The sequence below is a fragment of the Nocardiopsis sp. iso_238 genome, assembly GCF_056173325.1.
In genome coordinates this window covers 1-12,350 of the sequence record NZ_CM149668.1, presented here as the reverse complement: position 1 = coordinate 12,350, position 12,350 = coordinate 1, and the positions used below count along the sequence as shown (strand labels likewise).

Annotated in this window: 7 protein-coding genes; all 7 read right to left on the bottom strand. The window is 69.9% G+C overall.

Going from position 1 to position 12,350, the window contains the following annotated elements:
- Window positions 1–12 precede the first annotated feature (12 nt).
- Entirely contained in the window at window positions 13–2,622 is a 2,610-nt protein-coding gene (gene gyrA / locus AC0VYL_RS00035; protein WP_475481954.1) for a DNA gyrase subunit A, read from the bottom strand.
- A 54-nt stretch (window positions 2,623–2,676) separates the two neighbouring features.
- Window positions 2,677–4,614 carry a DNA topoisomerase (ATP-hydrolyzing) subunit B gene (gene gyrB / locus AC0VYL_RS00030; protein WP_378747065.1) on the bottom strand — a complete coding sequence of 646 codons (1,938 nt, stop codon included), beginning with the start codon at window positions 4,612–4,614 and terminating at the stop codon, window positions 2,677–2,679.
- Window positions 4,615–5,084: 470 nt separating this feature from the next.
- Window positions 5,085–5,564 (bottom strand): DciA family protein, encoded by a 480-nt coding sequence (locus AC0VYL_RS00025; RefSeq protein ID WP_475463300.1) that lies wholly within the window; start codon window positions 5,562–5,564, stop codon window positions 5,085–5,087.
- A 79-nt stretch (window positions 5,565–5,643) separates the two neighbouring features.
- Window positions 5,644–6,774 (bottom strand): DNA replication/repair protein RecF, encoded by a 1,131-nt coding sequence (gene recF / locus AC0VYL_RS00020; RefSeq protein ID WP_475457549.1) that lies wholly within the window; start codon window positions 6,772–6,774, stop codon window positions 5,644–5,646.
- A 112-nt stretch (window positions 6,775–6,886) separates the two neighbouring features.
- Window positions 6,887–7,786, bottom strand: a complete 900-nt coding sequence (gene gnd, locus AC0VYL_RS00015) for a phosphogluconate dehydrogenase (NAD(+)-dependent, decarboxylating) (protein ID WP_475481953.1) — start codon at window positions 7,784–7,786, stop codon at window positions 6,887–6,889.
- 103 nt (window positions 7,787–7,889) lie between these two features.
- Window positions 7,890–9,029, bottom strand: a complete 1,140-nt coding sequence (gene dnaN, locus AC0VYL_RS00010) for a DNA polymerase III subunit beta (RefSeq protein ID WP_475457545.1) — start codon at window positions 9,027–9,029, stop codon at window positions 7,890–7,892.
- A 1,251-nt stretch (window positions 9,030–10,280) separates the two neighbouring features.
- The gene (gene dnaA, locus AC0VYL_RS00005) at window positions 10,281–12,323 is read right to left on the bottom strand and encodes a chromosomal replication initiator protein DnaA (protein WP_475483587.1); all 2,043 of its coding nucleotides are present in this window, start codon (window positions 12,321–12,323) and stop codon (window positions 10,281–10,283) included.
- Window positions 12,324–12,350: the final 27 nt, after the last annotated feature.

Sequence of the window (12,350 nt, the reverse complement as noted above, 5' to 3'; positions counted from 1 at the left end):
TTAACGCGCAGTCTAGGCGTCAGGGTTGCCTTCGCCCGCGACCTGCTCGACCGTGTCGGCGTTGGCGGCCTCGACGGCGTCCGCGACCTCCTCGGCCTCGGCCTCCTCGGCGGCCTCGGCGTTCGCGGCGACGGCCACGATCTTGTTGCCCTTGTCCAGGTTCATCAGCCGGACGCCCATGGTGGTGCGCCCGGACCGCTTCACCTCGGCGGCACCGGTGCGGATGACCCCGCCGGCGGAGGTGATCGCGAAGATCTCGTCCACCTCCGGGTCCACCATGAGGGCGCCGACCAGCTTGCCGCGGGCCTCCACGACCTTGGCCGTCAGAACGCCCTTGCCGCCTCGGTTCTGCACCGGGTACTGCTCCGAGGGGGTCCGCTTGGCGTACCCGTTCTCGGTGGTGACCAGCACGTCGGTGGAACCGTCGTCGGGGCGGATGACGTCCATGGAGAGCAGGTAGTCGCCCTCCAGGAACCGCATGCCGATCACACCGCTGGTGGCGCGGCCCATGGGCCGCAGCGACTCGTCGGAGGCCGGGAAGCGGATCGCCTGGGCGTCGCTGGAGATCAGCAGCAGGTCGTCGTCGGGGAAGACCAGGCGCGCCGCGATCAGCTCGTCCTCCTCGCGGAGGTTGATCGCGATGATGCCCGCCGCGCGCGCGGAGTCGAAGTCCTCCAGGCGCGACTTCTTCACCAGGCCCTCGCGGGTGGCCAGCACCAGGTAGGGCGCCGCCTCGTAGTCGCGCAGCGCCATGATCTGCGCGATCTCCTCACCCGGCTGGAAGGGCAGCAGGTTGGCGACGTGCTGGCCGCGCGCGTCGCGGGCGGCCTCCGGCAGCTCGTAGGCCTTCGTCCGGTACACCCGTCCCTGGTTCGTGAAGCACAGGATCCAGTGGTGGGTGGTGGTGACGAAGAAGTGCTGGACGATGTCGTCCTGCTTGAGCTGGGCACCCCGCACGCCCTTGCCGCCGCGCTTCTGCGCGCGGTAGTTGTCGATGCGGGTGCGCTTGGCGTACCCACCGCGGGAGATCGTGACGACCACGTCCTCCTCCGCGATGAAGTCCTCCATGCGCATGTCACCCTCGAACGGGATGATGTGCGTGCGCCGCTCGTCGCCGTACTTGTCGACGATCTCGCCCAGCTCCTCGCGGATGATGGTCCGCTGACGGGGGTCCGAGGCGAGGATGTCGTTGTAGTCGGTGATGAGCGCCATGAGCTCGTCGTACTCGGCGGTGAGGGCGTTGCGCTCCAGGGCCGCCAGCTTGCGCAGCTGCATGTCGAGGATCGCGCGGGCCTGGATGTCGTCGATCTCCAGCAGGCCCATCAGGCCGGTGCGCGCGTCGTCCGCCGAGGCGCTGCTCCGGATCAGGCTGATGACCTCGTCGATCCGGTCCATCGCCCGCAGGAGGGCACGCAGGATGTGCGCCCGCTCCTCGGCCTTGCGCAGCAGGTACTTCGTCCGGCGGACGATGACCTCGACCTGGTGCTTGACCCAGTGGCGGATCATCTGGTCCAGGCGCAGGGTGCGCGGCACCCCGTCGACCAGGGCCAGCATGTTCGCGCCGAAGGTCTCCTGGAGCTGGGTGTGCTTGTACAGGTTGTTCAGCACGACCTTGGCGACCGCGTCGCGCTTGAGCACGATGACCAGGCGCTGACCGGTACGGCCGCTGCTCTCGTCCCGCACGTCCGCGATGCCGGTGATCTTGCCGTCCTTGACCAGGTCGGCGATCTTCAGCGCCAGGTTGTCCGGGTTGACCTGGTAGGGCAGCTCGGTGATGACCAGGGTCTGACGCCCCCGGCCGTCCTCCTCGACCTCGACCACGGCGCGCATGGTGATGGAGCCGCGCCCGGTCCGGTAGGCCTCCTCGATCCCGCGCTTGCCCACGATGAGTCCGCGCGTGGGGAAGTCGGGGCCCTTGACCCGGGCGATGAGCTGGTCGAGCAGCTCCTCGTCCTCGGCCTCGGGGTTGTCGAGGTACCAGTTGACGCCGTCCGCGACCTCGCGCAGGTTGTGCGGCGGGATGTTGGTGGCCATGCCGACCGCGATGCCCGAGGAGCCGTTGACCAGCAGGTTCGGGAAGCGGGCGGGCAGCACGACGGGCTCGGAGGAGCGGCCGTCGTAGTTGGGCCGGAAGTCGACGGTCTCCTTGTCGATGTCCCGGAGCATCTCCATGGCCAGCGGCGCGAGCTTGCACTCGGTGTAGCGCATGGCGGCCGCCGGGTCGTTGCCCGGCGAGCCGAAGTTGCCGTTCGGGTCGACCAGCGGCATCCGCATCGACCACCACTGGGCCAGGCGGACCAGGGTGTCGTAGATGGCGCTGTCACCGTGCGGGTGGTAGTTGCCCATCACGTCACCGACGACGCGGGCGCACTTGAAGTAACCGCGGTCGGGACGGTAGCCGCCGTCGTACATCGCGTACAGCACGCGCTGGTGGACCGGCTTGAGCCCGTCACGGACGTCGGGGAGGGCCCGGCCGACGATGACCGACATCGCGTAGTCGAGGTAGCTGCGCTGCATCTCGACCTGGATGTCGACGGGCTCGATCCGGTCGGTCACGCGCGAGAGGGACTCGACAGTGGAGTCCCCGCCCTCAGGGGCGTCGGGGTTGTTCGCATCCGTCACGGATGTCGATCCCTTCTACGAGGCTTGCTTGGGGCACGGGTGGGAACGGGGGACCTAGATGTCCAGGAAGCGGACGTCCTTGGCGTTGCGCTGGATGAAGGCGCGCCGCGACTCGACGTCCTCACCCATGAGCACGCTGAACATCTCGTCGGCCTGGGCCGCGTCCTCCAGGTTGACCTGGTCGAGCACGCGGCGGTCCGGGTCCATCGTGGTGTCCCACAGCTCGTTGGCGTTCATCTCGCCCAGACCCTTGAAGCGCTGCACCATGTCGCGCGGGCGCGGGTCCCTCTTGCCCTCGGCGATCCCGGCCTCGATGACCCGGTCGCGCTCGGCGTCGGAGAAGGCGTAGCTGGCGTCGCTGCCCTTCTGGTCCCACTTGATCTTGTAGAGCGGCGGACGGGCCAGGTAGACGTTCCCGGCCTCGACCAGCGGCTTCATGAAGCGGAACAGCAGGGTGAGCAGCAGCGTCCGGATGTGCTGGCCGTCGACGTCGGCGTCGGCCATCAGGATGATCTTGTGGTACCGCAGCTTCTCGGCGTCGAACTCCTCGTGGATGCCGGTGCCCAGAGCGGTGATGATCGCCTGGACCTCGTTGTTCTTGAGGATGCGGTCGATCCGCGACTTCTCGACGTTCAGGATCTTGCCGCGGATGGGCAGGATGGCCTGGTTGTGCGGGTTGCGACCACCCTTGGCGGAGCCGCCGGCCGAGTCGCCCTCGACGATGTAGACCTCGCACTCCTCCGGGTTGGTGGACTGGCAGTCCGACAGCTTGCCCGGGAGGGAGGTGGTCTCGAGGAGGGTCTTGCGGCGGGTCAGGTCGCGGGCCTGGCGGGCGGCCACACGGGCGCGGGCGGCCTGGCTGGCCTTGGACACGATGTCCTTGGCCTCGCCGGGGTTGCGCTCGAACCAGTCGCGCAGGTGCTCGTTGGTGACCTTCTGGACGAAGGACTTGGCCTCGGTGTTGCCGAGCTTCGTCTTGGTCTGGCCCTCGAACTGGGGGTCCGCGAGCTTGACCGAGATGATCGCGGTCAGGCCCTCACGGATGTCGTCGCCGGTGAGGTTGTCCTCCTTGTCGCGCAGCAGCTTCTGGTCCCGGGCGTACCGGTTGACCAGAGTGGTGAGCGCGGAGCGGAAACCCTCCTCGTGCGTGCCGCCCTCCGCCGTGTTGATGGTGTTGGCGAAGGTGTGCACCGACGAGGTGTAGGACTGGTTCCACTGCATGGCGATCTCGACCGCGATGCCGTCGCCGTCCTCCTCGAAGGAGATGATCGACGCGTGCGCCGGCTCCTTCTTGGCGTTGATGTGCCGGACGTAGTCCGACAGCCCCTCCTCGTAGTGGAAGGTGTTGACCACGGGACCGTCGTCGGTGTGGTCGGGCCGCTCGTCGCGGATGGTGATGGACAGCCCCTTGTTGAGGAAGGCCATCTCCTGCATCCGGCGGGCCAGCGTCTCGAACGAGTACGTGGTGGTCTCGAAGATGTCGCCGTCGGCCCAGAAGGTGATCTCGGTGCCGGTCTCGTCGGTCTCCTCGGCCTTCACGAGCTCACCCGTGGGGGCGGTCATCTCGTAGTGCTGGCGCCAGACGTGCCCCTGTTGGCGGATCTCCACGTCCAGTGCCGTGGACAGCGCGTTGACGACGGAGATGCCGACGCCGTGCAGACCGCCGGAGACCGCGTAGGACTTGCCGTCGAACTTTCCGCCCGCGTGCAGCGTCGTGAGGACGACCTCGACCGCGGGACGCTGCTCGACGGGGTGGATACCGACCGGGATACCCCGGCCGTTGTCGGCCACCCTGATCCCGCCGTCGGCGAGCAGGGTCACCTCGATGGCGTCGGCGTGACCCGCCAGCGCCTCGTCGACCGAGTTGTCGACCACCTCGTAGACCAGGTGATGCAGACCCCGCTCACCGGTGGAGCCGATGTACATACCCGGGCGCTTGCGTACTGCCTCGAGCCCTTCGAGAACCGTGATTGATCCTGCGTCGTAGGCCAAGTGGGAACACCCTCCTGCTGGGGACGCCTGTCGGCAGCGGCCGAGCGGACGACGGTCAACCCACGACAGGGTGATCGGAGGGCCGACTTGCCGCGACACCTGGGGGATCACCGTTCGCCGCACGGGCCGTCCGCCCACCCTCTACATGGGAGCGTGATACCGGCTACAGGCGTCTGAAGAACCGTCTCCATGATACCCCGCCCGGTGCGACAAAGTGGCATTCGCGGCCCTGTGCCGCTCCAGAACGAACGTTCGGGGCGGGAGCCGAGTCCCTACACGCGGGAGCCCCCTTGCGCAAGTCCCGGCGCGGTTCAGTGGCCTTCGCAGGGCCACCGCACCCCCTCGGTGCCATGTCACGGAAGGAGAGGGGTCCAGCGATCGGGGAGCACGTCCCGGAACGGTGCCCGAAGGGGCGCGCGGGACCCCAGGTCACAGACGTGCCGGGGCGACACGGGGCAATCCGGGCGGGGTCACCGGCGGCGGAAGCCCGGCCCCTTCACCTTGATCGCGATGACGGTGCCGTCACCGAGCTCCTCGTTAAGACGGCGCATCAGATCCCGAACCATCGCTCGCGCGTGGGCCGCCATCGTCGGTGAATCAGCCACCACGACGAGTTCGCCCTCCGAATAACTCTCCGGACGCAGGTGCTCGGCGTTGAAATCACCGACGATGTCCGCCCACCGGCCGAACACACCGCCGATCGCCACCTGCTCCTGCCAGCCGTGCTCGATCAGCCAGGTGCGCACCGCGTCTCCGAACAGCTGCGGTTCGTTCCGTGACCGCAACCGGCCACGCGCGCGCTTCCGGTTCATGCCCCGGGGGACGGCGCCGCGCTCACGCGCCTCCGCCCGGGCCCGGGCCAGCGCCTGGCGTGCCAGGTCCGCGCCGGAGGCCGGGGGAGCCTCCGGGGCGTGCGGCGCCTGCGGTGCGGCCGGGCCGCCGCTGTCCACAGGCTGTGGACGGACCGCTTCGGCGGGGACACCCGCGGCGTCGCGGCCGACACCGGGATCCACAGGCTGTGGACGACCCTCACGCATCCTCGACCACCCCCTCACGGACCCCGAACCGCGCACCGTCCAGTTCCTTCGGGATGTCCTCCGCGACCGCCGCCGTCACCAGCACCTGCTCGGTGTCGCGCACCCGCTCGGTCAGCCTGCGGCGGCGCTCGGAGTCCAGCTCCGCGAAGACGTCGTCCAGGATCAGGACCGGGTCGTCGCCCTCGGCCCGCAGCAGCTCGAACGCGGCCAGCTTGAGCGAGAGGGCGTACGACCACGACTCGCCCTGGCTGGCGTAGCCCTTCGCGGGCAGGTCACCGAGCTGGAGGTGCAGGTCGTCGCGGTGCGGTCCGACCAGGCTGACGCCCCGTTGGAGCTCCCGGTCGCGCGCCCCGGCCATCGCCTCGCGCAGGACCTCCACGAGCCGGGGACGGTCGTGCGGAAGCTCGGCCCCCTCCTCGACGGAGGAGCTCCGGTAGGTCGGCACGGCGGGGCCCCCGGACTCGGTCAGCCCCGCGTAGGAGTGCGCGATCAGCGGGCGCAGCTCCTCCACCAGGGCCAACCGCGCCGCCAGGAGCTCCGCCCCGGTCTCGGCCAGGTGGGAGTCCCAGACCTCCAGCGTGCTCAGGTCCGGGGTGGCCCGCTGGCGCATCCGCGCCGAGGCCGACTTCAACAGGGCGTTGCGCTGCTTGAGCACCCGCTCGTAGTCGGAGCGCACCCCCGCCATCCGGGGCGCGCGCGCCACCAGGAGGTCGTCGAGGAACCGGCGCCGTTCCCCCGGGTCGCCCTTGACCAGGGCCAGGTCCTCGGGGGCGAACAGCACCGTCCGCAGGATGCCCAGCACGTCGCGGGGGCGCCCGGCCGCGCCGCGGTTCACCCTGGCGCGGTTGGCGCGGCCCGGGTTGATCTCCAGGTCCACCAGCATGTCGCGGCCGTCACGGACGACCTTGGCGCTGACGATCGCGCGCGGAGCACCCTGGCGCACCAGCGGGGTGTCCGAGGAGACCCGGTGGCTGCTGAGGCTGGCGACGTACCCGATCGCCTCGACGAGGTTGGTCTTGCCCTGGCCGTTGGAGCCGACGAACACGCTCACGCCGGGTTCGAGTCGCAACTGGGCCGTCTCGTAGGAGCGGAAATCGGCCAGTTGCAGGTGGGAGACGTACATCCGGCCTTCCTCCTGGAACGGGGGAGCGGGAACGGTGGGGAGGGGCGGCGGGGAACGGTGCCGGGGTCGGTCCGGGGATCCCGGACCGACCCCGGGGGAGGAGCGGGCGCGGTCAGCCCTGCTCGGCGTCCCTGGGCTCGGCCTTGGTGACGGCGTGGCCGCCGAACTGGTTGCGCAGGGCGGCGACGACCTTCATGGCCTCGCTGTCGTCCTGGCGGGAGGCGAACCGCGCGAAGAGCGAGGCGGTGATCGCCGGGGCGGGGACCGCGAGGTCCACGGCGGCCTGTACGGTCCACCGGCCCTCGCCGGAGTCCTGCACGTATCCGCGCAGCTCGGACAGGTCCGGGTCCTCCTCCAGGGCGCGTCCCAGCAGGTCCAGCAGCCAGGAACGCACGACAGTGCCCTCGCGCCAGCTCTCGAAGGTGCCGGGGACGTCCTTGACGATCCCGGAGGCCACCATCAGCTCGTAGCCCTCCGCGAAGGACTGCATCATGCCGTACTCGATGCCGTTGTGGACCATCTTCACGAAGTGGCCAGCGCCGACCGCTCCGGCGTGCACGAAGCCGCCGCCGTCGTCGGGGGTCAGGGAGTCGAAGACGGGGCGCAGGCGCTCCACGTCCTCGGCCCGGCCGCCGACCATGATCCCGTAGCCGTTCTGCCGACCCCACACGCCGCCGCTCACACCGGCGTCCACGTAGCCGACGCCCTTCGCGGCCAGCGCCTCAGCGCGCGGCGCGTCGTCGACGTAGTGGGTGTTGCCGCCCTCGACGACGATGTCGCCCTCGGCGAGGAGGTCACCCAGCTCGGAGACGATCGCGGCCGTCGGGTCGCCGGACGGGACCATCACCCAGACCACGCGGGGGGCTTCGAGGCGGTCGACCAGTTCCGACAGGGTCTCGACGTCGCGGGCGCCGGGGGAGACGTCGTAGCCGACGACGTCGTGCCCCTTCTCACGCAGGCGGGCGGCCATGTTGCCGCCCATCTTGCCGAGACCGATCATTCCGAGTTGCATGTGTACTCCCCTGGGGCACCTGTGGACATGTGGAAGCCGACCGGCCCGTGGCGCTGTGCACGGGCCGGGCGGCGGACGCTCGTCGGTGGAACGGGCGTTCCGGTCAGCCGGAGAGGCGGACCGGCATGATCAGGTAGCGGTACTCGGGGGAAGCACCCTCCTCAGCGGGCTTCCCGGTGAGGATCGCGGGCTTGGTCGAGGTGGTGAAGTGCAGGCGGGCCACGTCGGTGCCGATGGCGCCCAGCCCGTCCAGCAGGAACCCGGAGTTGAAGGCGATCTGGATGTCCTCGCCGTCCAGGTCCGCCTCCAGGGTCTCCACGGCCTGCGCGTCCTCGCCGGTGCCCGCCTCCAGGACCAGTGCGCCCTGGGAGAAGGCCAGGCGCAGCGGGGTGTTGCGCTCAGCGACCAGGGAGACGCGCTTGACGGCCTCGACGAACTCGGAGCGGCTGACCTCCGCGACGGTGTTGAAGGTGTCCGGCAGCAGCGCGCGGTACTTGGGGAACTCACCGTCCAGCAGGCGCGTGGTGGTGCGTCGGCCACCGCCCTCGAAGCCCATCATGCCCTCGCCGGTCTCGCTGCCCGACAGGGCGATGGAGACCTCGGCACCCGAGGTGAGCGACTTGGCGGTGTCGTGGAGGGTCTTGGCCGGAACCAGCGCGACCGCGGACAGGTCCGGGTTCTCCGGCTTCCAGTTCAGCTCACGGACGGCGAGGCGGTAGCGGTCGGTGGAGGCGAGCGTGATGGTCTCGCCCTCGATCTCGACCCGGATGCCGGTGAGCATCGGGAGCGTGTCGTCGCGGCCGGCCGCGACGGCGACCTGGCTGACGGCGGCGGCGAAGGCGTCGCTGCCGATGGTCCCGCTCACGCCGGGCATCTCCGGGAGGGACGGGTAGTCCTCGACCGGCATGGTGTTCAGGGTGAACTTCGCGCTGCCGCAGCTCACGACGACCTTCGGGCCGTCCGTGGAGATCTCCACAGTCTGTGGAGGAAGGTTGCGGGTGATCTCGGCGAGGAGGCGTCCGGAGACCAGGGTCTGTCCGGGCTCCTCGATCTCGATGTCCACGGAGACCTGCGCGGAGACCTCGTAGTCGAAGCCGGACAGGCGCACGCGCTGTCGGCCGTCGATCTCGCCCGCGTCCAGCAGGATCCCGGCGAGGACCGGTACAGAGGGACGCGAGGGCAGTGTGCGCGCTGTCCAGGCGACAGCGTCGGCCAGTACGTCGCGTTCGACCCGGAACTTCACTCTCCGACTCACTTTCCGCCCGACCGGGGACCGGTCGCAGCCTCAACGTTGCAGCTCGTGGGTGTCTCGTGGATCCGCCGGGGGCGTGTCCCCAGGGTGTGGACGGTGTCCGCGACGAGGGCGGACCGTGCCGCTGGAGCGGTCTCGGGCTCCGTAGGGGTCACCGCTCAGAACCGGGCGGCGGAGGACAGGGGCGAGACCACACGTTACCCGGATTCATCCGCTGCCGCTGCCAGCTCGGGACTGACCCGCCGTCACCTCGATCTCAGGGGTTTGTCCACAGATTTTCCGCGAAGCTGTTTTGACGCCACATCTTGGTTAATGAAGGTGCGTCGTAGTAGTAGGGGCTGTGGATAATGTGGATAACCCTTGTTCTCGCAGGTCAGACTGCGAATTTTTGTCCACAGGCCCTGTGGATGACCCTGTGGGTAACTCGGGCCCGTTGTGGACAACCAGAGGGCCCCTCAGCTTGTCCACAGACCGTCCACAGGTTCGTCCACAGCTTTTCCCCAAGTTGTCCACAGTGCCCCGGGGTTCGGTGGTCCGATCATCGGTGTCGGCGTCCACAGGGCGACCCCGGGTTACCCACAGGCTCGGCGCCGTTGTCCACAGGTTGTCCACAGGGTTGTCCACAGAATTGGACCCCTCCCTGTGGATAACTCCGCCGAGAAAACCCCAAACTTTTTTTCGGAGCACGGAGCAGAGCGCGCGAACCTGGACAAAGAGTCTGTGCACAGGGTTTTCCACAGGCCCTTCGCGAATCGCGGGTCCCGTTCCTCGTCAGGGCCCCTGACCGGCGCACTCCGGCCCCGCTGTGGCCAGCGCAACAGGCTTCGGACACCCCGGAAACCAGGGGAAACGATGCGTGTCGGGTACGGACGGTGCGGCTCGGCCACGACACGGACGTACTCCTCCCCAGGGTGCGAACACGCACACAAGCCTGTGGATAACTCGGTCCGGGCGGTTCCGGGGGAGCCTCGGAGACTGTGGACAAGAGCGGAGCGGTCGCACGGGCGCCACCGGACCGGGGGCGGGCTCTCTGAGGGGTTCGGTCCGGGGACAAGTGGAGAAGTCGACACGGCGACTCGGTGACTCGGTGACACGTCGACAGGCGGACACGTCCACCCGGCGACACGGAGGAGGCCCTGAAGAGGACTCCGGGCCACAGGGGAGGCCCCCGGGCACGAAGGAGGGGGCGGGCCCGCATCGCGGCGGCCCGCCCCCTCCGATCGTTCGTTGCCCGGTGCGCGGTCACGTCAGCGAGGGCTGGTCCTTGATCCGGCTGGTCAGCTCGTGCACCTGGTTGTAGATGGAGCGGCGCTCCGCCATCAGCGCCCGGACCTTGCGGTCGGCGTGCATGACCGTGGTGTGGTCCCGGCCGAACTGCTGCCCGATCTTGGGCAGGGAGAGGTCGGTGAGCTCACGGCACAGGTACATGGCGATCTGCCGGGCCGTCACCAGCACCCGGGACCGGGAGGTCCCGCACAGGTCCTCCAGGCTCAGCCCGAAGTAGGCCGCGGTCTGGGACATGATCGCACTGGCCGTGACCTCGGGGACCTCGGCGTTGGGGACCAGGTCCCGCAGCACCTGGCCGGTCAGGTCCAGGTCCACCGACTGCCGGTTGAGGCTGGCGAAGGCGGTCACGCGGATGAGCGCGCCCTCCAGCTCCCGGATGTTGGTGGAGATCTTGCTCGCGATGAACTCCAGGACCTCGGGCGGGGCGGCCAGGCCCTCCTGCGCGGCCTTCTTGCGCAGGATGGCGATCCGGGTCTCCAGCTCCGGCGGCTGGACGTCCGTCAGCAGGCCCCACTCGAACCGGCTCCGCATCCGGTCCTCCAGCGTGGTCAGCTGCTTGGGCGGCCGGTCGCTGGAGATGACGATCTGCTTGTCGGAGTTGTGGAGCGTGTTGAACGTGTGGAAGAACTCCTCCTGCGTCTGCTCCTTGTTCTCCAGGAACTGGATGTCGTCCACCAGGAGCACGTCGATGTCCCGGTAGCGACGGCGGAACCCGTCCGCCTTGCCGTCCCGGATCGAGTTGATGAACTCGTTGGTGAACTCCTCCGAGCTCACGTACCGCACCCGGGAACCCTCGTACAGCCGGTGCGTGTAGTGGCCGATGGCGTGCAGCAGGTGGGTCTTTCCCAGGCCGGAGCCACCGTGGATGAACAGAGGGTTGTACGCCTTCGCGGGTGCCTCGGCCGCCGCGACGGAGGCCGCGTGCGCGAACCGGTTGCTGGAGCCGATGACGAAGGTGTCGAAGGTGTACTTCGGGTTCAGCCGCGCGTGCTCACCAGGGGGGATCTCCTGGGACCGCCCGGGCGGGGAGGTGGGCGCGGGTGCGGCAGGGGCCGCGGGCTCGCTCTCCTCCGCCGCCGGGGGCTCCGCCACGGGCTCGACGGGCGCGGGTGCGGCCTCGGGCTCGCTCGGGGCCGGTTCCGCGACGGGGGCCGACTTCGGGCCGGGCCTCGCGGACGGGCTCTCCCAGCGGTTGGGCTCGTCCCAGGACGCGTCGGACCAGCTCTGCTGCTGCCACAGCTGCTCCTGTGCGGGCTGCTCCCACCCGGAGGAGGCTGCCCCGGGGAACGCCCCGTGGTGCCCCTCCTGGGGCCGCGCCGGGGGATCGGGGAGCTGTTGCTGGGCGCCGTGCGCGGGGACCTCCGCGGCGGGCGGTGCCGGTGCGGCCGGAGCCGGTCCCTGGGGGGCGCGGGCACCGGCGGGCGCGTGACCGTGCTGGTGGGGCGCCGGTCCGCGGTCGTCGGTCCGGGGGCCCTGGACCGAGGGCGAGGGGCCGAGCAGGTCGGCCTGGGCCTCCTGGGCACGGGCGTGCCCCGGGTGCGCGCCCAGCGCCTCGGACGGGTGCGGGGCCTCCTGCCTCTGGGGCGCCTCGAAGGGGTGCGGCCCGGCGGGACGCGCATGCTGGCCACGGGGTTCGTGGGCGGAGGGCTGGTCGGGGCGGCCGTGCGGCGGCGGCTGCTCGGGCGGCGCGGAGAGCGAGGTGTGCGCGCCCGTGTCCCTGCTCACTCCGTAGGGGGAGGGCGTAGGGGGAGGGGTGGGCACGGCGGTGGGGTCCACGGTGACCGCGACCCGGATCTCCCGTCCCAGGTGGGCGGAGAGCGCCTTGCTGATCGCCGGGTAGAGGCGTGTCTCCAGGACCTTCTTGGTGAACTCGTTGGGCGCCGCGATCAGCGCCGTGTCCTCGATCAGACCCAGCGGACGGGTCTGCGGCAGCCAGGCACGCTGGTGTGCGGGGAGGGAGTCGTGGTCGATCCCGTCCAGCACGCTCGACCAGACCATTGCGAGGTTGACCTGTGCTTCAGCCAA

What these genes read in the sequence shown, in the direction of transcription:
- gnd (WP_475481953.1), bottom strand. Translation starts at nt 7,786, where the DNA reads ATGCAACTCGGAATGATCGGTCTCGGCAAGATGGGCGGCAACATGGCC.
- dnaA (WP_475483587.1), bottom strand. Translation starts at nt 12,323, where the DNA reads ATGGTCTGGTCGAGCGTGCTGGACGGGATCGACCACGACTCCCTCCCC.
- recF (WP_475457549.1), bottom strand. Translation starts at nt 6,774, where the DNA reads ATGTACGTCTCCCACCTGCAACTGGCCGATTTCCGCTCCTACGAGACG.